Here is a 19,692-nt window from a genome sequence, read left to right as displayed (position 1 = left end):
TCAACCGCCTCGGTCGGGATTATCAGCCACGAACATCGGCCCGCCCTTGTAGGCGGGAAAGCCGTAGCCGTTTATCATCACCAGGTCGATGTCGCTCGAGCGGGCGGCGATGCCTTCGCCAAGCAGTGCCGCGCCCTCCCCTGCCATGGCCGAGAGCAGCCGCGTCACGATTTCGGACGGGGTGAAGGCGCGGGGCGCAAGCTTGCGGGCCAGGCGCGCTTCCTCGATCAGCGCGGTCACCTGCGGATCGACCGCGCGCTCGCCGCTGGAATAATCGTACCAGCCACGGCCGTTCTTGCGGCCCAGCCGTCCGGCCTCGCACAGTCTGTCGGCGATCGCGACATAACGCTCGGCGGGATCGCGTGTCGCGGCCTGTCTTTTGCGCCGTGCCCAGGCGATCTCCAGCCCGGCCATGTCGCAGACGGCGAAGATGCCCATCGGGAAACCGTAGCTTTCCAGCGCCGCGTCGATCTCCTGCGGCATGGCTCCGTCTTCCAGCATAAACTCGGCCTCGCGGCGATAGGCCGAAAAGATGCGGTTGCCGACAAAGCCTTCGGTAACGCGGCAGACAATGGCCAGTTTGCCAAGGCGCTTGACGAAGACCAGCGCGGTGGCCAGCACATCGGGCGCGGTGGCCGCACAGTCGACGATTTCGACCAGCCGCATGATGTTGGCCGGCGAAAAGAAGTGCAGCCCCAGGACGCGCTCGGGATGCGCGGTCGCTGCCGCGATCGTATCGGGATCGAGATAGCTGGTATTGGTGGCAAGGATGGCGTCCTGCCGCACGATGCCGTCCAGGCGCTTGAACAGTTCGATCTTTATCGCCAGATCGTCGAACACCGCGTCGATGACAAGGTCGGCGACCGCCAGGGCATTTGCGTCGGCCGTTACCGTCAGGTCGGCGAGGCACCGTTCGCGCGCTGCATCTGTCATGCGCCCGGATTTGACCGAGCGGTCGAGTAAAGCCGTTATCCGCTGCCGGCCCTGTTGCGCGGCGTCCGGCGTCTGTTCGAGGCCGATGACACGGTAGCCGGCGGCAAGTGCGGCGGCTGCGATGCCCGCGCCCATCAGGCCAGTGCCGGCGATGCCGACCGTTGCGATTTCAAGCAGGAGCGCCGTGTCCAGCCCCCCGACCCGTCCCGCCGCGCGTTCGGCAAAAAACACATGGCGAAGTGCCACCGATTCGCGCGAGTCGCGCAGGAGCAAGAAAGTTGCCCGCTCCTCGGCAAGCCCCTGCCGCAAGTCGACTTCGCCGGCCAATTTGACGAGACGGACAGCCTCGGCCGGCGCGGCCTGCCCGCGCGCCTTCGAAAGCACGCGCTTCGCGGCCGCTTCGACCAGAGCATCGTCGCCTGCGGGGACCTTCATCGTGCCCGTGCGGCGCAGGGGCATGCCGGCAAGCGTGCGTATGCTCGCCCGTGCGGCGTCGAGGCAATCGGCCGCCACCGCATCGACAAGCCCTATCTCGGCGGCCTCCGGCGCCTTGATCGTGCGGCCGCTGCCGATAAGGTCGATGGCTCGTTCCGTGCCGATCAGGCGCGGCAGGCGCTGGGTTCCGCCGGCACCCGGCACGATGCCGAGCTTTACCTCCGGCAGGCCGAATGTCGCTTTATCGCTGGCGACCCGGCCGTGGCAGACCAGCGCGATCTCCAGTCCGCCTCCCAGCGCCGCGCCGTTGATGGCGGCAACGACCGGTTTGTCGAACGCCTCGATCCGCTCGACCAGATCGGGCAGCGTCGGTTCAGCCATCGGCTTGCCGAACTCCCTGATGTCGGCCCCCGCGATAAAGGTGCGACCGGCACCGATTATAACCACGCCGGCGACGTCGCCATGCGCTGCCGCCTGCTCCAGCGCTTCGGCCAACCCTTGCCGCACATGCGCCGACAACGCGTTGACGGGCGGGTTGTCGATGGCAACGACGAGGATGCCGTCCGTGACTTCGCCCGAGACACTTTGCGAAAAGCGGATCGCGGTCATGAACCTTGCCTCATTCCGGCCAACCTCATTCCGGAACTACGGCGGTCGCCTGGATTTCGATCTTGGCGCGGTCCTCGATCAGGGCGACGACCTGCATCGCCGCCATGGCGGGGAAATGCCGGCCGATGATATCACGATAGGCCTGGCCGATGCCGGGCAGGTTCTGCGCATATTCCTGCTTGTCGACGAAATACCAGGTCATGGACGTGATGTGCTGGGGACCGGCCCCGCCGGCGCGCAGGACGGCGACGACATTTTCCAGCGTCTGGCGTACCTGCCCGACAAAATCGTCGGTCTCGAACTGGCAATTGCCGTTCCAGCCGATCTGCCCGCCGACGAAGATGGTCTTGCCCTTGGCGGCGATGCCGTTGGAATAGCCGATCGGCTTGGCCCAGCCTTCCGGCTGCAAGATGTCATGCATCGACTTGTCTCCAGATGTCGTCATTTCGCCGCCTTCATCAATTCGCGGCCAATGATAAGTTTTTGCACTTCGGTCGCGCCTTCGTAGATGCGCAGCGCCCGGATTTCGCGGTAAAGCCGCTCGACGATCTCGCCGACGCGAACGCCACGCCCGCCGAACAGTTGCAGCGCCTGGTCGATGACCCATTGCGCGTTCTCGGTCGCCGTCAGCTTGGCCATCGCCGCCTCGCGCGTCGCCGGCAGTTTCTGCACGTCGCGCCGCCATGCCGTGCGGGCGGTCAGGAGGGCTGCGGCATCGATTGCCGTGGCCATCTCGCCCAGCGTGCTTTGCGCGGTCGGCAGATCGGCCAGCGTCGCCCCGAACATTTTTCGCGCCTGCGCATGGGCGACGGCTTCGTCCAGAGCGCGGCGGGCAAAGCCAAGTGCCGCCGCTGCAACCGATGGTCGGAAAATATCCAGCGTGCGCATGGCGATCTTGAAGCCTTCGCCCGGACTTCCAAGAAGCTGCGACGCGGGGATGCGGCAGCCATCGAAACGGATGCGGGCCAGCGGATGCGGCGCGATGGTTTCGATCCGCTCCACGATGGTAAAGCCGGGCGTATCGGCAAACACCACGAAAGCAGAGATGCCGCGCGTGCCGGGGGCTTCGCCGGTGCGGGCAAAGACCGTGTAGAAATCGGCGATGCCGCCATTCGAGATGAAGGTTTTTTCGCCGTCGAGCACATAGGCGTCGCCGTCGCGCAGCGCCGTGCAGCCCATGGCCGCGACATCCGACCCGGCGTCCGGTTCGGTCAGCGCGAAGGCCGAAATCAACTCGCCCCTGGCGATTTTGGGCAGGACGGCCTGCTTGATCGCGTCGGTTCCCGACAGGCTGATCGCGCCGGTGCCCAGCCCCTGCATGGCGAATGCGAAGTCGGCGAGGCCGTCGGCATAGGCAAGCGTCTCCCGCGCGATGCACAGTGCGCGGCTGTCGATTTCTTTCGACGCGCCGCCATAGGCCTGCGGCACGCAATGGCGCAGGAAGCCGGCCGCGCCGAGTTGTTTCACCAGAGCCTTGCAGGCTGCATCGGCGTCGGCGTGATCGATGACACCCAGCCCGTTGGCCGCGATGAAGCCATCCAGGTCGCCAGCAAGCGCGCGATGCTCCTGCCCGAAGAACGGCCATTCGAGGTGATCGCGCGAGGGGGCGCGTAGCGCGTCAGTGCCATGCGCGGCCATCGCTCAGTCTCCCTTGAAGGCGGGTTTTTCTTTGGCGGCAAAGGCTTCGAAGGCGCGGCGGAAATCGCCGGTCGCCATGCAAATCGCCTGCGCCTGCGCCTCGGATTCGAGGATTTCCTCGATGCCCATCGACCATTCCTGATCGAGCATCTTCTTGGTCATGGAATGCGCGAACCACGGACCGTCGGCGAGATTGCGGGCAAAGCGCTGCGCCTCGCCGAGCAGGGCGGCGCGATCATGCAGACCGTTATAAAAGCCCCAGGCATGACCTTCGGCTGATGTCATGACCCGGCCGGTAAACAGCAATTCCGCCGCGCGGCCCTGGCCGATGATGCGCGGAAGGATCCCGCAGGCACCCATGTCCGCGCCGGCCAGGCCAACGCGCGTGAACAGGAAGGCGGTCTTGGCTTCCGGCGTGGCAAGGCGATAATCCGCCGCCATCGCCAGAATGGCGCCGGCCCCGGCGCAGATGCCATCGACGGCGGCAATGATCGGCTGCGGGCAGGCGCGGATCTGGCGCACCAGATCGCCGGTCATGCGGGTGAAGTCGATCAGGTCCGGCATCGCCATTTTCGTCAGCGGCTCGATGATCTCGAACACGTCGCCGCCCGACGAAAAACTGCCGCCGGCTCCGGTCAGCACCACGGCGCGAACGTCGCTGGCGCGGTGCAGCAAGCGGAACAGGTCGCCCAGTTCCTCGTAGCTTTCGAAGGTCAGCGGGTTCTTTTGCTCGGGCCGGTTGAGCGTGATGGTGGCGACGCGGCCATCCTCATCGGTCTCGAACAGGAAATGTTTGGCCTTGTGGCCTTTGAAGGGGTGGCGCTTGGCCTGCATTTCACTGGTCATTTTCAGCTTCCCATCACTTCGCCGCCGGCCACCGGAATGGCCTGCCCGGTTATTGCCGTCGCATTGTCGCCGACCAGCCACAGCACCGCGTCTGCGACTTCTTCAGGCGTCACCAGTCGTCCTTGCGGGTTCGCGCGCGCCAGCGCGGCCCGCGCCTCGTCGGCCGTGCGGCCAGTTTTGCCGGTGATCGTCTCGACGGCACCTTCCAGCAGCGGCGTATCGGTGTAGCCGGGGCACACCGCGTTGACGGTGATGCCGGTGCGCGCCAGTTCCAGCGCCAGCGAGCGCGTCAGGCCGATGACGCCATGCTTGGAGGCGCAATAGGCCGACACGTAAGGATAGCCGGTCAGGCCGGCCGTGCTGGCGACATTGACGATCTGACCTTTTTTCATTCGGCGGATCGATGGCAGCACCGCTTGGGTTACCAGAAACACGCCGGTCAGATTGATGCCGATGATACGGCTCCACAGCTCGAGCCCGGTTTTGTCAAAAGGTGCTGACGCCGCTTCGCCGGCGCAATTGACCAGCACCGACACGTCGCCATGCGCCGCGAGTGCCCGTTCCACGCCGCGTTCAACGGCTTGGCTGTCGGTGACATCAAAACCATCGACCACAAAGCCGGTGCCGCCGCCCGCTGCGATTTCTTGCAAAACGCTTTCAAGCGGTATCGCGCGCCGTCCGGCCAGCGATACGGAAAAGCCTTTCGCCGCCAGCGCCAGCGCGATGGCGCGGCCGATGCCGCTGCCGGCACCCGTCACGAAGGCATGCCTGGCGGCGCTCATCGGGTCTTGCCCGCGTCAAGCGCTGCGCGCGCCAGATTGTTCTCGTATTGCGCGCGGGCCGAATAATACTGTTTTGGCCAGGCCAGGCCGGCATAGCCGATCCTGGCCGCCTCATGCAGGGCGAAGGACGGGTCGGCCAGATGCGGCCGGGCAATCGCGCATAGATCGGCGCGGCCGGCGGCGATGATCGAATTGGCATGGTCGGCTTCCGAAATCGCCCCGACCGCGATGGTGGCGATGTCGATCTCGTTTCGGATCTTGTCGGAAAACGGCGTCTGGAACAGGCGTCCATAGACCGGTTTTTCTTCCTTGACGACCTGACCGGAAGAGCAATCGACAAGGTCCGTTCCTGCGTCCTTGAACATCTGCGCAAAAATGGCCGCATCGTCCGGCGTGTTGCCGCCCTCGAACCAGTCATTGGTGGAAAGGCGAACCGAAGTAGGCTTCTCCTGCGGCCACACGGCGCGAATGGCGCGAAAAACTTCGAGCGGGAAGCGCGCGCGGTTTTCGTGGCTGCCGCCATAGTCGTCGTCACGGTGGTTGGTCAGCAGCGACAGGAAGCTGGACAGAAGATAGCCGTGCGCGGCATGTAGTTCGAGAATGTCGAAGCCGATTTCTGCGGCGCGCTCGGTTGCCGAAACGAAATCGGCGATCACGCGGTCCATGTCCTGCCGGGTCATGGCGCGGGGCGTGTCGGAATGCTCCAGGTACGGCAGGGGCGACGCCGAGATCAACGGCCAGCCGCCTTCGCTCAACGGTTCGTCGCCGCCTTCCCAGGCGACGCGGGTGGCGCCCTTGCGCCCGGCATGGCCAAGCTGGATGCCGATCCTGGCTTGTGTCTCGCGGTGCACGAAATCGACGATGCGCTTGAAACCTTTAGCCTGCTCGTCGTTCCATAGGCCGAGGCAGCCGGGCGTGATGCGGGCGTCCGGCGACACGCAGGTCATCTCCGGAAAGATCAGCGCGGCACCGCCCATGGCTCGCGCGCCAAGATGCACCATGTGGAAATCGTCCGGCATGCCATCCGTGGCCGAATACATCGCCATCGGCGAAACCACGATGCGGTTGTGGAGCGTCAGGTCGCGGACCGTGAAGGGCGTGAACATGGGCGGCGGAACAGTACCGTTCGGTGCAGGATCGACGCCGGCGCGCTCGGCGAACCAGCGCTCGTAATTCTCGAGCCATGTCTTGTCGCGCAGCCGCAAATTCTCGTGGCTGATGCGCTGCGAGCGCGTCAACATCGAATACATGAACTGTTCCGGCTCCAGCGTGTCGGCGTAGCGGGTGCCGACGACCTCGAACCATTCCATTGCGTTGCGGGCGGCGTTCTGGATGCGCGCGACATCGACGCGGCGCACCTCTTCATACGCCGCCAGAACCGCCGGAATGTTGGCGGCGTCGTGGCCGGCGATATCGAACTGTTTTGTCAGTTCGATCGCATCGTCGAGCGCGAGCTTGGTGCCCGACCCGATGGCGAAATGCGCGGTGTGCGCGCTGTCGCCCATCAACACGACATGGCTGTTGCCGTTGAAATGACTCCATTTCTCGCAGATCAGCCGGCCGAAATTCAGCCATGCCGAGCCGCGCAGATGGCGCGCGTTGCCCATCAATTTGTGGCCGTCCAGCGTATCGGCAAACAGCTTTTCGCAAAAGGCGATCGACTGGTCCTGGTCCATCTCGCCAAGGCCGTGCGCGTTGAAAACGTCCTCGGTCGTCTCGACGATGAAGGTCGAGGTGTTGTCGTCGAAGCGGTAGATATGCGCCTGGAACCAGCCATGGTCGGTTTTGCGGAAATCGAAGGTGAAGGCGTCGAAGCGCTTGTCGGTGCCGAGCCAGACATAGCGGTTCGGCCGCATGACCATGTCGGGCTTGAAGATGCCGGCGTATTTGGCGCGGATCTTCGAGTTCACGCCATCGGCGGCGATGACAAGATCGGCGTCCGCGAATTCCTCGTCGCTTAGCACTTCACGCTCGAACACCAGTTCGACGCCAAGCTCGATGCAGCGCTCCTGCAGGATGTTGAGCATCTTCTTGCGGCCGATGCCGACAAAGCCATGGCCGCTGGTGCGGATCTTGCGGCCCTTGAACACCAGTTCGATATCGTCCCAGTGGTTGAAAGCGTCCTCGATGCTGGCCGCCGTCTTCGGGTCCCACTGGCGCATCGACTGCATGGTCGCGTCGGAAAACACGACGCCCCAGCCGAACGTGTCGAAGGGCCGGTTGCGCTCGACCACCTTGACCTGATGCGCGGGATGCTGGAGCTTCATCAAAAGGCCGAAATAAAGCCCGGCTGCTCCGCCTCCGATACAGACAATGCGCATGGACGACCTCCCGTGGCAGCACCCTCCGCACGAAAACAGGAGGCGTATTTATGCCACGTTTCGAAGAATAGGCTTCTTCCCCTGAATTTCAAGCTTAAAAGCTTTAAGCTTGAAATTGTTTACCGAGAACGCTTCCTCGCGAGTGCCGGATGCCGCGATCAGGTCCGCGTGGTCCCGCCCTTCGCGGACTGGCCCAATGCCGCGACGATGGAGCGCTTGAGCACGGCGAGTTCATCGAGCAGCTTGGCTTCGTCCTGCGGCGCCATTTCGCCGAAAAGCTCGGCTATCCATTCGGCGTGGGCTGCCGCCATCTTTTCGAACTGGGTGCGCCCGAACGGGGTCAGGGCGATGATCTGCACGCGCCTGTCGCTTGGCGATGTGGTGCGGCTGATAAAGCCGTCCTCGACCAGCCGCTCCACCAGCACGCTGATGTTTCCGGGCGACACCATCATCCGCTTGGAAACCTCGCCCAGCACCATGCCGTCATGGGCGCGCACCAATTGCGCCATCAGGTCGAAGCGCGGAAGCGTCGAATCGAACTCCGTGCGCAGGCGTCGCCGCACTTCCGTTTCCACCAGCGTCGAGCAGGTGAGCAGGCGCAGCCAAAGCCGCAACTCGGAGCCGTGGTCGCCGGGCGATTCCAGAACCTTCGTCTCGCCGTCGACCCATGCGGTCGGCTTTTCGTCCATGCCGGAAATCTCGCCCATTTCCCTATCGTCCGCCTCAGATCATCCTGACCGGCCTTATAGGCGATAGTTGCCCAAGGCACCACTTAGTTCAAGTCAGGAGTATTTTTTGGACGCTTCCGGCACGAAACGACGAAGCGCGTGCGTCCATTCGGGCGCACGCGCTTTAAAGCGATTGGCGGTTCAGCCGAGCGTCAGCCGAATTTCGGGTCGAGCGAGCCGCTCTTGTAGCGCTTGGCCATCTCGGCGACCGGAATGGGCCGGATCGACGAGGCGTGGCCGGCGGTGCCGAATTCCTCGAAACGCTGCTTGCACAGCTTCGTCATCGCCGCCATCGCCGGCTTCAGGTATTTGCGCGGGTCGAACTCGCTCGGGTCCTCGGTCAGCACCTTGCGGATCTGTCCGGTCAGCGCCATGCGGTTGTCGGTATCGATGTTGATCTTGCGCACGCCGTTCTTGATGCCGCGCAGGATTTCCTCGATCGGCACGCCCCAGGTCGGCTTCATCTTGCCGCCATAGGCGTTGATGATGTCCTGCAGTTCCTGCGGCACCGACGACGAGCCGTGCATGACCAGATGCGTGTTCGGCAGCTTGCGGTGAATTTCCTCGATGACGTTCATGGCCAGCACCGAACCGTCGGGCTTGCGCGTGAACTTATACGCGCCGTGCGAGGTGCCCATGGCGATCGCCAGCGCATCCACCTTGGTTTCGGCCACGAACTTGACCGCCTCGTCCGGATTGGTCAGCAACTGGTCGTGGCTGAGCTTGCCCTCGGCGCCGTGGCCGTCTTCCTGGTCGCCCATGCCGGTTTCCAGCGAGCCCAGCACGCCGAGTTCGCCTTCCACCGAAATGCCGCCGAGATGCGCCATGTCGGCGACGGTTCGGGTGACGCCGACATTGTAGTCCCAGTCGCCGGGGGTCTTGCCGTCAGCATGCAGCGAGCCGTCCATCATCACCGAGGTGAAACCGGACTGGATCGCGGTCATGCAGGTGCCGGGTTCGTTGCCGTGATCGAGATGCACGCAGACCGGAATATGCGGATAGATTTCCGTCACCGCGTCCATCATGTGCTTGAGCATGATGTCGTTGGCATAGGTGCGCGCGCCGCGCGATGCCTGCAGGATGACCGGCGCGTCGCAGGCGTTTGCCGCCTCCATGATGGCGAGCGCCTGTTCCATGTTGTTGATGTTGAAGGCCGGCACGCCATAACCGTGTTCTGCGGCATGGTCGAGCAGTTGCCTGAGTGTGATGCGGGCCATTTGTCCTCCGTGGTCCTGAAAAGCAACGTTTAACGACGCGGGGCGCAAGGCGGCAATTTCTCGACGCCAAACGCCCACTCGCCCCGTTCATGGCCAAAAGCCGGGCGTTTGTCGAGTGGTGTTCATCTGTCCGCGGCCAACTTGCGGTTTGAGCCATGAAGTGTGAAATTGCGCCGATTCAAGGGTGCCGCGCGGTCTTTTGCCGAAGCAGGCTTATCCCGTCGGGAGACCGTGTTGAGCCATCTCGATCGCTCGCTGATTGCGAACCTGCCTCAGTTCGAGGGCATGGAGCCGCGTGATCTCGATCACGTGCTGGGGGGTGCCCGTGCGCAGCGCGTTGCGCGGGACGCCACGATCTTCGAGCAGGAAGGCGAGGCGCATTTCTTCTACCTGTTGCTGGACGGGCATGTGCGCGTGGTGAAAACCACGGCGGACGGCCAGCAGGTGATCGTTCGCTACATCAGCGCCGGCGAATTGCTGGGCATCGCGCACGCGCTGGGGCGCACCACCTATCCGGCGAGCGCGATCGCCGCGGTCGACTGCGTCGTGCTTGCCTGGCCAAGCCGTCTGTGGGCAGAATTTTCGCAGCTTTACCCGGCCTTCGGCGCCGCGACATACCGAACGGTCGGTGCGCGGCTGCAGGAAGCCCATACGCGTGTCGTCGAAATGTCCACGCAGCAGGTGGAACAGCGTGTCGCGCACGCCTTGCTGCGCCTGGTAAAGCAGACCGGCAAGAAGTCGGACGAAGGGATCCTGATCGATTTTCCGATCTCGCGGCAGGACATCGCCGAAATGACCGGCACAACGCTGCACACGGTAAGCCGCCTGCTCAGCCTGTGGGAGACGAAAGGGCTGGTGCGCAGCGGCCGGCAAAAGGTGACGATTGTCGAACCGCACCGCCTGCTCCTGCTTGCCGAAGGGCGTTTGCAGAAAGACTGATTACAGGCAGCTTTCCGCCGGTGCGCGGTGCCTGAGCCTCGTCGGATAAGGAAAAACGTCGTGGTGGTGGAGAAAAAAATGGTGCGCTTAGGTGACTCGAACACCTGACCCCGTCATTACGAATGACGTGGACCTGTTTTCGTTCATGTTCCGTACCTTTCCCCGCGTTTCCGCAACCTACTGGTTTTTAGTTCGTTTCATGTTATGTTCTTTCCTGTCGTTTCCGGGAGATGCCTTTTCGGGGGTGCCCTGGGGGTGCCCCGCAGATTTGAAAGCACTGACATGTCGCCAACTCAGAAGTCGGTCAAAATCACCAAACGTGTCGTTGATGCCATCAAGCCCAACGACACCGATGTCTATGTTTTTGACAACGAGCTCATTGGCTTCGGCATTCGCGTTCGCAAGACCGGAGCGATGTCCTATATCGCGCGGTATCGAGCCGCTTCTGGCAGATCGGCCCCTGTGCGGCGGATCACTATCGCTAAGGTAGGCAAGATCACCCCGGATCAAGCCCGCGACCGCGCGAAAGAGCTGCTTGCCGATGTCGTGAAGGGTGCCGATCCTGCAAAGGAACGATCGGAATATCGCAAGGCTCCCACCTTCGAAGAAGTCGCCAAAAAATTCCTGGAACACATAGAGGCCAAGCGCAAACCGGCGACGGCCCTTTCGTACAAGCAACTCCTTGCCAAACATGCCTATCCGGCTTTCGGCAATAAGAAGGCCGGGGAGGTATCAGCCGAGGATATTGAAAAGCTGCATTTGAGGTTAGCGGACAAACCGATGGCGGCGAACAGGATCCGGGCGATTATCAGTTCCATGTACAATTGGGCGACGACCGGGAAGAAGAAGCATCTCCCCGGGCATACGGAAAACCCCACTGCGGGACTGACCAAGTATGCTGAAACGCGCCGCGAGAGATTTCTCACCACCGATGAAATTTCGCGTCTTGCGGCAGCCATCCACGAAGGTGAGACGAAGGGCATCCCGTGGGAGCCTGATGTTACGAAAAACATCAAGCACTCAAAGAAGCCTCACAATCGTTTCGTCAAAATCAACCCATCGGTGGCCTTGGCGCTCCGTTTGCTGCTGCTCACCGGAGCCAGGCTCCGTGAAATCCTCCATCTGAAATGGGAGCATATTGATTTTGAGCGCGGCCTCTTGTTGCTTCCCGATAGCAAGACCGGTCAGAAGACCATTATTCTTAACGCCCCTGCTCTGGCTCTTCTGGCAGCCGCCCCGAGGTTAGGCGTCTACGTTGTAGCCAGCGACAGCGCCGGCACCGAAGATGAAAAACCGCGTGCGGATATCAAAAAGCCATGGGCCGCCATCACCAAACGCGCCGGACTGGGCAGCCTTCGCATTCATGACCTTCGGCATAGTTTCGCCAGTTTCGGTGCTGGTGGCGGAATGGGCCTTCCTCTGATTGGTAAATTGCTAGGTCACTCGCAACCGGCGACGACCGCCCGTTACGCGCATCTCGACGCCGATCCGGTTCGGCGGGCGTCAAACCAGATCGGGCAACGCATTGCAGAAGCGATGGATGGCGAGAGCAAGCCGCCAAAAGACAATGTGATTCAGATAGCCGGAAAAGGCTGACACAAACCGCAGGGATAGGAGGCATCCGACAAGCCGGTAAGCACCACCGGTTTCCCTGCGGCCCTCGAGGTGCATCGTGAGGTGTGGCGATGGATGCGCGGCTGCAACGTCTACGGTCTGATATTGAACGAAACCGGGCCTATAAATTTTGGGGTGACTTAAGTTCATGGCCGTTTGATGCCCCCGAATATGTATTTATTCCAAGGGCGCTCGACATGTTGGGTAGAAGCCTTTTTGCCAACGAGTGGCCACCAGAAATACTCAGCATCCGCAAATCCCCCCAGTTCGGGGACGTTATACTGTCACTCCGAGAGCATTGCGCCTTTGGGCGGCTCGTCGCAGCAATTCAGCGGTACGATGGAACATTTGAGCCGATCCCCGCTGAAATATGGAATACCCGGGATTATGAACAGTGGTTCGCCACCGATTTTAAGGCACCGAGTACGGCTACAGGAAAACATGGCCACTCTTCGGCTGCTGTTCCTGACTGCTGGTTGTTCGTGGAGAGAGCCGGCTTCAGCGCGCTCACGGTCACCGTAAATCATCCAGTGGAAGGTTCCGAAACTTATCAATCTTCCTACATGCAGCTTATGTGCGACGCTGTGCGTGACTTGGGTATCTCGCTAGATAACCAGTCCAAGGTTGAGGAAGTAATCAAGCCCTATTTGCTGGAGCAGTGGAAATTGCGTGGCCTGCCCGAGAGCAAGAAAGCTCGAGAAGTGATGGCAACGATGTTGAGAAACCCAGAAAGCCAGAAAGGTCGAGCGCTCAAAAAGGGGTAACCCCTTAATGTAATTATTTTTCAGCTAGTTAAGGGCTGGGGTGATCCCTTTTTAACACCTCCGAACTGTCGAAGGGATGGCGGGTTTACCCCTTCGACATTACGACCCGCTCCATGATGTTCCTGCTGTTAGCCGCGATTGCGCGGTGTTTCAGACAGAAGGAACTACCATGAACGACCCCTTTCCGGCACGCCAGATGCTCCGCACGCCACAGGCTGCGCAGTATCTCGGCATCTCTGCATCATCGTTGAATAAATATCGCGTCTTCGGCGGCGGCCCTGTCTTCTGCAAGGTCGGCCGCTCGGTCGTCTACAACCCCACCGACCTCGACGCATGGCTGGCATCGTGCCGCCGTACCTCTACGTCTGATAATGGCAAGGAGGCTGCGTAAAATCATGCACCTCCAAAACGAAACCGCCGCCCCGACTGGCATCGGGAACGGCGGAAAAGGTATTTCGAAAGCGTTGACTGCCGAGAGATACCAAAACCCCTCCACCACTGCAACGGAAATCGCCACCAGCATCATCGCGGCGCGCTTCCGTCTGTCTCCCTACATGGCCCGCCTCGTTTGCGAATTGGCCCAGATCGGGGGGCGCGCGTGATGGAGGTCAAACACCTTCCGATTGAAGAAATTCGGTACCGTACGGACGCCCGCCAGCGTAGCTATGAAGCGCTGGCGGAGCTTGAGGCTTCCATCAACAAGATCGGCTTGATCAATCCGATCCGTGTCCGTGCGGTTGGCGATGCCTACGAAGTGATTGCCGGCGCTCATCGTCTCCAGGCACTCGACCTGCTTGGCTGGCGCGAAATCCCCTGCATCATCACGACTGACGACGACATTGCCGCTGAAATGGCGATGATCGCGGAAAACCTGCATCGCGCGGAACTCACGGCGCTGGAGCGTGACGTTCAGATCGCGCGTTGGGCAGAACTTGAGGTGCAGAGACTGCCGGCGCAGGTTGCGCCGGCAGTCCTGTCTGATGGTCGAAATGCTGGTCCGCAGCACAGCCCGAGCGGTATCAATGCCGCCTCTCGTGGGCTTGGCATCGAACGCACCGATGCCCAGCGCGCCGCAAAGGTTGCCAGCCTCTCGGACGAGGCAAAGGAAGCTGCCCGCGAAATCGGCCTGGACAACAATCGCACGGCGCTTTTGGAGGCGGCAAAATATCCGACCCCAGAGGCACAGGTGCAGGCGCTCCAGCAGCGCAAGGCGGGCGGCATTGCTTCCCGTTTCGCGCCAGCCACCACTCTTTCTCAGCCTGAGGTGCCGTCCAGGATATTCGAGCGGTTCGTTTCTCTGGTCGATGAGATCGAGGCGGTGCCGATCCCCGAATTGCACCAGTCGGCGGGCCGCCATCGCTCTGTCCTCGGACAGCGTGCATCCGGCCTTGCCGACCGCATGGGCAAGATCATGGAGGCCCTGGACTAATGAGCCACTATCGCAAGATCGATGTTCGTATTTGGAACGACGCGAAGTTCAATAGCCTGAGCGCAGATGGCAAACTGGCGTTCTTCATGCTCCTGACACACCCGATGATGACCGCCCTTGGCGCGATGAGGGGCACACCGGAAGGCCTCGCATCGGAAATCGGAATGGACCCGGAACCGTTCAAGGAAGGGTTCCGGGAACTGTTGCTGAAAGGGATGGTGGAACACGAAACGGATGGTCGCCTGATCGCCCTCCCAAACTTCCTGAAATACAACCCGCCAGCCAACCCGAACGCGGTCAAATCGTGGGTGAGGTCCCTTGAATTTCTCCCCGAGTGCCCACTGAGAAACCTTGTAATTCAACGGGCTAGGCTGTCTGCAAAAGGGTTCAAGGAACCGTTGCCAGAACCGTTCCTTGAACCAGAGAACAGAGAGCAGAGAACAGAGAATTACTATCCTACTATCCAAGGGGGAGAGTTTTCAGAACTAGGTACTGTAGGGGATGGGGGCAGCCGCCTGGCGCTCGCTGTCGTCAACGGCGGCATAATTGGCGGGGAGGACGAGCTATGAAGTTCACCCTCCTTGGCCACCAGGAGCGTGCTCTCGACATGCTTCGTCACTCTCTGGCCATTGGCCATAAGCGCCCGATGATCCAGAGCCCGACCGGCAGCGGCAAAACCGTTATCGGCACGGCCATAGTCGAAGGCGCATTGCGGAAGGGCAACCCGGTACTGTTCACCGTGCCGTTTCTGAGCTTGGTCGATCAGACCGTCGAGCGGTTCGCTGAACAGGGCATCCACAGCATCGGCGTCATGCAGGGCTATCATCCGGCGACCGATGCCGACCAGCCGGTGCAGGTGGCAAGTATTCAGACGCTCATGCGCCGCAATCTTCCACGAGCCGCCATAGTCATGATTGACGAGGCGCACCGCTGGTTCGATTTCTACGGCAAGTGGATGGCAATGCCCGATTGGCAGAACATTCCATTTATCGGCTTGTCGGCAACGCCATGGGCGAAGGGCCTCGGCAAACACTACGACGATCTGCTGATCCCGACGACGACGAAGGCGCTTATCTCGGAGGGCTTCCTTTCGCCGTTCCGCGTATTTGCTCCGGCCCACCCCGATCTGACGAACGTACGCACGGTGGCCGGCGACTATCACGAAGGCCAGCTTTCCGTTGCCATGAGCCAACCCGTCCTGATCGCGGATACGGTATCGACATGGCTCCGGCTGGGTGAGGATCGCCCGACGCTCTGCTTCGCGGTTGACCGCGCCCACGCTCGCAAGCTTGCTGACCAGTTCGAAGCGGCAGGCGTGCCTACCGGCTATGTGGACATGGATACGCCGTCAGACGAGCGCCGTCGGATCGGTGAACGCCTGAAGCATGGTCAGATCAAGGTCGTGTGCAACGTCTACACGCTCACGACCGGCGTTGATTGGGATGTGCGCTGCATCATCCTGGCTCGCCCTACCAAGTCGGAAACGCTGTTCACGCAGATCATCGGGCGCGGACTGCGCACCGCCGCCGGCAAGGTGGATTGCCTGATCCTCGATCATAGCGACACAACGCTTCGCCTCGGCTTCGTGGATGATATCCATCACGATCGTCTCGACATGAGCGCGCACCAGAAGGGGAGCAACTCCCGAAAAGACCGCGATACCCCGTTGCCGAAGGAATGCTCTGCATGCTCGCGTTTGAGCCACCCGGCGTCCGCAAGTGCCCCTCCTGCGGTTTCGAGCCCGAGCGGCAATCGCCCATCGAAGAACGGCAAGGCGAATTGATCGCGCTGAAGGGCAAGCGGAAGGATAACCGGGAGGCCACACACGAAGAAAAACAGCGGTTCTATTCGATGCTGCTCTGGCTCCAGCAGGAGCGCGGATATGCGTCTGGCTATGTGGCGCACAAGTTCAAGGATCGCTTCGGCGTCTGGCCACGCGCCATGGAGGATCGCACGGCCGAGCCCGATGCTGTGTTCTTGAACTGGACCAAGTCCAGGCAGATTGCGTGGGCGAAGGGGAAAAAGAAGCAGGAGGCGGCCCATGCAGCGTGAACCGATATGGGAACGCGCCCACGGACGCTGGCCAGGTATCCTTGCGGCGATAGGCGTCCCGTCGAAGGCCCTCAGGAATAAGCATGGTCCCTGTCCCATGTGTGCCGGCAAGGATCGGTTTCGCTTCGATGACAAGGGCGGCAACGGCACCTGGATTTGTAATCAGTGCGGGGCCGGCAATGGTGTCCAACTCGTTCAGATGTTCATGCGGACAGATTTCAAAGGTGCTGCGCAGGAGATCGAAAAGCATCTGGACGCTGCCCTGATGCTGCCAACGCGCGAGGGCCAGCGTCAAGATGACGGCAAGATGCGCGAGGCGATGACTGCGATTTGGCATCGTGCCAAGCCGATCACGCTGGATGATGCTGCCGGGCGATATCTGAATCGCCGCCTTGGCCTGACAGCATTCCCGCCAACTCTGCGTCAGGTGGCGGACGAACGGTATGTTGAGACAGGACAGCGCGCCACGTGGCATCCCGCAATGATTGCACGTGTTGATCCGAGCGACGAAGCCAGGGCCGCCGGAGAGCGTGCGGCGCTTCATCGAACCTATTTGACCCCGGATGGCTTCAAGGCTGAGGTGTCGTCGCCTCGCAAGATGATGGGAGCCATGCCGGCCGGCGCGGCTGTTCGGCTAATGCCTCACGGCGATATTCTCGGGATTGCCGAGGGCATCGAGACCGCATTCGCGGCTGCCGAGCTTTTCGGTGTCCCGGTCTGGGCGGCACTCACCGCCGATCTGCTCCAGGCGTGGGAACCTCCAACGTCGGTCCAAACGGTGATGGTATTCGGCGACAATGATGCAAGTCTGACCGGGCAAGCAGCGGCGTTTGGGCTTGGTCGTCGCCTTCGTGCCAAAGGGGTTGGGGCATCCGTGGAAATACCAGCCCGCACAGGAACCGACTGGAACGATGTCTTGAATGATCGCCGGGTGCTTGCAGCATGACGGTCCATTGCGCGTCCAATTTGGACATCGGGAAATTCCGCAAGGTCTATGCGCTGGTGACGGGCGGTTTGACCGAAGGCGAGCGTATGGCGGCGGAAGCCCGCGCCGAAGTCATGGCAGCTAAAGCCGGCCTGACGCTGAAACAGGCCGTGTCCGATTTGGACGCTCAGCCTGCCGTGAAGCCCGTCAATTTCTTTGAGGGCTTCGATGACTGGATGGAGGGCAAGGAGCCGGGATACAAATTAAAAAGGGCACGCGAGCATGCTGAGAGGCAGACCCGATACGCGGCGCGGCGCTCGGAAATCCTGAAAGAGTTCGGCACCGTCCGCGCCTTCATGGACCCGACGCCGAATGAATTGCTGCTGCTGGAGGCGGGAAAACCGTTCGTCACAAAGAGGTCGTCCTATGTCGATGTGTGCGGCACGAGGCGACAAGGTGCCAGCGAGTTTGCTGGCGTGGCGGGACAGCTTTTCAAGCTGGACGATGTGAACCCGAACGCAATCGTAGCCATCAAGGCGGCGCTACCCTTCCCGGCCTGTATCCGCGATGCCTTCGAGGAATTGAAGGTTTGGGACAGGCTGAACCGTGACCGGGCGCATTTCTACGATCATCACGAATATTATTTCGATCTGCCGATTGAACTGCGGGTCGAATTGCTACGCGACCTGATGAGGACGCAGCCGGTCACGTCGTGGGCCGATCTGGAAGCACGGTTCCACTACAAGGCATATGACTGGCAGCAACAGTGGATTGACGATCTGGAATTTGAAGACCCGGAATGGTCCCGCCTGTTCGATGATTTTCGCATCCTTCGAGCCAAGGCAGAAGATGGGCGGCAAGCGCCTGTCCAATCTGGACGGCGCACCAATGCAGAAAAGCGCGCTGACGTACTGTCCATGCTGACGACTGGCCCGGAACTTTCAGACCGCGAAATTGCCCGCCGTGTCGGTGTCAGCCCGCAAACGGTGAATACCTGGCGGAAGAAGAGCGAGCGTCCGTAGACGTGCCCGTTCATCATGTTCGGGGAGAGCCTGGCGAAGATACTGGCGTGGTTTCGGGGTTGAGCGCAACAAAAAGCCCCACCGAAGCGGGGCTGAGTTGGTAGGTGGGGAGGCGCTGGGAGGGAGCACCTCGACAGCTAGGCTACCCGGCACACGATGAGACGCAACTTAATTGGGTTGGGCCAACAAAAAGCCCCGGTGGTGAGCCGAGGCTGGGGGAGGTGGTTGACGCGGCAACCATTCAGGCGTGACGATGCCGGATGCTTGGGGACTTGGATTCTTTATGACTGAGGACGAGTGGGTCGAGTTCGTCGTTACGGGGCGACGGCCGATAGCTTCGGTTGGTCGCCTCGACGCTGGGCTTTGCTCAGTCCTCGGCGCATCTACAAACTTGGTCCGAATTCGTCACGACTACGCTCGGAAGATGGTGCACAAACACCAATATCAGCCACACCGTCTCCCGATGATCGAACAAGCTATGACGTTCGGGCGAGTGATATCAGACCGTCGGTGGCACCTGACGTTTTTCCATTATGACGAGGTTGTATTTGGCGGCTGGAACCAACTCACGATCAAATCGGCAAGCGGCGGTAACGAGATTTGGGTGGCGACATTTCATCCTATCTCACCAGCAGAAGTTGCTCGCGAGTGCAGGAGATATCCGGTCATTCGTTCTGACAAAATATAACGGGCAGCCTAAGCCGCCCGTTTTGCGAGGTAGGGACTCCAACATCCCCTACATAATGCACGTCCGCTAAAAGAGCTTCGCTATCCCTATCAGCGTCGGCTACGGCCTGGAGAATTCACCGTGTCGCTCGCCCTCAAAACATAGGGCCTTGACTCTGAAAAGTCAACACGTTACCGCCGGACGAGCGGTAACGTGAACGACCCGAATCAACCCCTACGCATTCCCCTCAGGCTCGTCGTCCCTATCGTCCAGCAATCCCGAATAGGCGTCGACGATAGCCTGCGCAATCGCCATGGCGAGAAGCTGGTTGTTTGCTTCAATCGCCGGCTCGTCCAATCCGCGGGCGGACAAGGCGAGAGCCGCACCTTCGCGCATCACAATCGCGCGGGCGCGCCGCGCGGCAAGCGATCTGATTTCTGCGTCAAGATCGTCGTCCTCCATACCCGATCTAACCGTCTTTCCCCGCTGATAACAAGCAACCAGCTTCCACCATCTTCCCGACGCCAGCAATATGGTCGCCCGCTCCGGTTTGCCGGGGCGGTTTTTGCGTTTTAGGAGGCCGCCTTGGGCTTTCTGCCACGTTTGGCAGGAGCGGCTACCGGCTCAGCCTGTGCCGTTGGCTTCCGACCAAGCCCCATGGTCTTTGCTGGCCGGCCCCCCTGAGGTGGTCCGGGTTTAATGTTAGTGCATGACGGGTCTTGGCGCTACGGCCGGTGTGGCCGGCGAAGCTGGTCCGGGTTGCGCAGCCGG

At 61.3% G+C, this 19,692-nt stretch carries 19 protein-coding genes; 10 read left to right on the top strand and 9 right to left on the bottom strand.

Annotation, left to right across the window (positions count from 1 at the left end; translation table 11 throughout):
• From ACX3P0_RS19195 to fba, 8 genes are all read right to left on the bottom strand, one after another.
• Complete coding sequence (locus ACX3P0_RS19195; protein WP_459090989.1) at window positions 1–1,977, bottom strand: 3-hydroxyacyl-CoA dehydrogenase NAD-binding domain-containing protein; 1,977 nt, start codon at window positions 1,975–1,977, stop codon at window positions 1–3.
• A gap of 25 nt (window positions 1,978–2,002) precedes the next feature.
• On the bottom strand, window positions 2,003–2,398 hold the full coding sequence (locus ACX3P0_RS19190; protein WP_459091179.1) for a RidA family protein: 396 nt from the start codon (window positions 2,396–2,398) through the stop codon (window positions 2,003–2,005).
• 20 nt (window positions 2,399–2,418) lie between these two features.
• Window positions 2,419–3,615, bottom strand: coding sequence for an acyl-CoA dehydrogenase family protein (locus ACX3P0_RS19185; RefSeq protein ID WP_459090987.1), 1,197 nt, complete (start codon window positions 3,613–3,615; stop codon window positions 2,419–2,421).
• Between the two features lie 3 nt (window positions 3,616–3,618).
• Window positions 3,619–4,461: an enoyl-CoA hydratase family protein gene (locus ACX3P0_RS19180; protein WP_459090985.1), complete on the bottom strand. Its 843-nt coding sequence runs from the start codon at window positions 4,459–4,461 to the stop codon at window positions 3,619–3,621.
• Window positions 4,462–4,463: 2 nt separating this feature from the next.
• Complete coding sequence (locus ACX3P0_RS19175; RefSeq protein WP_459090983.1) at window positions 4,464–5,243, bottom strand: SDR family NAD(P)-dependent oxidoreductase; 780 nt, start codon at window positions 5,241–5,243, stop codon at window positions 4,464–4,466.
• Entirely contained in the window at window positions 5,240–7,564 is a 2,325-nt protein-coding gene (locus ACX3P0_RS19170; protein WP_459090981.1) for a bifunctional salicylyl-CoA 5-hydroxylase/oxidoreductase, read from the bottom strand. The genes ACX3P0_RS19175 and ACX3P0_RS19170 overlap by 4 nt, the downstream gene beginning before the upstream one ends.
• 158 nt (window positions 7,565–7,722) lie before the next feature.
• A complete protein-coding gene (locus ACX3P0_RS19165; RefSeq protein ID WP_459090979.1) occupies window positions 7,723–8,271 on the bottom strand; it encodes a MarR family winged helix-turn-helix transcriptional regulator in 549 nt (182 codons plus the stop codon).
• A gap of 173 nt (window positions 8,272–8,444) precedes the next feature.
• A complete protein-coding gene (gene fba / locus ACX3P0_RS19160; protein WP_459090977.1) occupies window positions 8,445–9,509 on the bottom strand; it encodes a class II fructose-bisphosphate aldolase in 1,065 nt (354 codons plus the stop codon).
• A gap of 234 nt (window positions 9,510–9,743) precedes the next feature.
• On the opposite strand from fba, the gene ACX3P0_RS19155 reads away from it, so the two are divergent.
• The 10 genes from ACX3P0_RS19155 (at window position 9,744) to ACX3P0_RS19110 (ending at window position 18,254) form a co-directional block, all read left to right on the top strand.
• Window positions 9,744–10,448, top strand: a complete 705-nt coding sequence (locus tag ACX3P0_RS19155; protein ID WP_459080851.1) for a Crp/Fnr family transcriptional regulator — start codon at window positions 9,744–9,746, stop codon at window positions 10,446–10,448.
• Window positions 10,449–10,730: 282 nt separating this feature from the next.
• On the top strand, window positions 10,731–12,044 hold the full coding sequence (locus tag ACX3P0_RS19150; protein WP_459090975.1) for a tyrosine-type recombinase/integrase: 1,314 nt from the start codon (window positions 10,731–10,733) through the stop codon (window positions 12,042–12,044).
• Between the two features lie 89 nt (window positions 12,045–12,133).
• Window positions 12,134–12,826: a hypothetical protein gene (locus ACX3P0_RS19145; protein WP_459090974.1), complete on the top strand. Its 693-nt coding sequence runs from the start codon at window positions 12,134–12,136 to the stop codon at window positions 12,824–12,826.
• Between the two features lie 169 nt (window positions 12,827–12,995).
• Window positions 12,996–13,217 (top strand): helix-turn-helix transcriptional regulator, encoded by a 222-nt coding sequence (locus ACX3P0_RS19140; RefSeq protein WP_459090972.1) that lies wholly within the window; start codon window positions 12,996–12,998, stop codon window positions 13,215–13,217.
• Window positions 13,218–13,427: 210 nt separating this feature from the next.
• Window positions 13,428–14,255 (top strand): ParB/RepB/Spo0J family partition protein, encoded by an 828-nt coding sequence (locus ACX3P0_RS19135; protein ID WP_459090970.1) that lies wholly within the window; start codon window positions 13,428–13,430, stop codon window positions 14,253–14,255.
• The gene (locus ACX3P0_RS19130; RefSeq protein ID WP_459090968.1) at window positions 14,255–14,824 is read left to right on the top strand and encodes a hypothetical protein; all 570 of its coding nucleotides are present in this window, start codon (window positions 14,255–14,257) and stop codon (window positions 14,822–14,824) included. The genes ACX3P0_RS19135 and ACX3P0_RS19130 overlap by 1 nt, the downstream gene beginning before the upstream one ends.
• Window positions 14,821–16,038, top strand: coding sequence for a DEAD/DEAH box helicase (locus ACX3P0_RS19125; protein ID WP_459090966.1), 1,218 nt, complete (start codon window positions 14,821–14,823; stop codon window positions 16,036–16,038). Before ACX3P0_RS19130 ends, ACX3P0_RS19125 begins: the two co-directional genes overlap by 4 nt.
• Window positions 16,035–16,307: a hypothetical protein gene (locus ACX3P0_RS19120; RefSeq protein ID WP_459090964.1), complete on the top strand. Its 273-nt coding sequence runs from the start codon at window positions 16,035–16,037 to the stop codon at window positions 16,305–16,307. The genes ACX3P0_RS19125 and ACX3P0_RS19120 overlap by 4 nt, the downstream gene beginning before the upstream one ends.
• On the top strand, window positions 16,297–17,253 hold the full coding sequence (locus tag ACX3P0_RS19115) for a DUF7146 domain-containing protein (RefSeq protein ID WP_459090962.1): 957 nt from the start codon (window positions 16,297–16,299) through the stop codon (window positions 17,251–17,253). The genes ACX3P0_RS19120 and ACX3P0_RS19115 overlap by 11 nt, the downstream gene beginning before the upstream one ends.
• Window positions 17,250–18,254, top strand: a complete 1,005-nt coding sequence (locus ACX3P0_RS19110) for a winged helix-turn-helix domain-containing protein (RefSeq protein ID WP_459090960.1) — start codon at window positions 17,250–17,252, stop codon at window positions 18,252–18,254. Before ACX3P0_RS19115 ends, ACX3P0_RS19110 begins: the two co-directional genes overlap by 4 nt.
• Before the next feature lie 901 nt (window positions 18,255–19,155).
• Here the strand turns inward: ACX3P0_RS19110 and ACX3P0_RS19105 are convergent.
• Window positions 19,156–19,452: a hypothetical protein gene (locus ACX3P0_RS19105; protein ID WP_459090958.1), complete on the bottom strand. Its 297-nt coding sequence runs from the start codon at window positions 19,450–19,452 to the stop codon at window positions 19,156–19,158.
• Window positions 19,453–19,692 lie beyond the last annotated feature (240 nt).

Source organism: Mesorhizobium sp. A556 (assembly GCF_054489545.1).
This window is presented reverse-complemented; position numbering and strand designations above follow the sequence as displayed.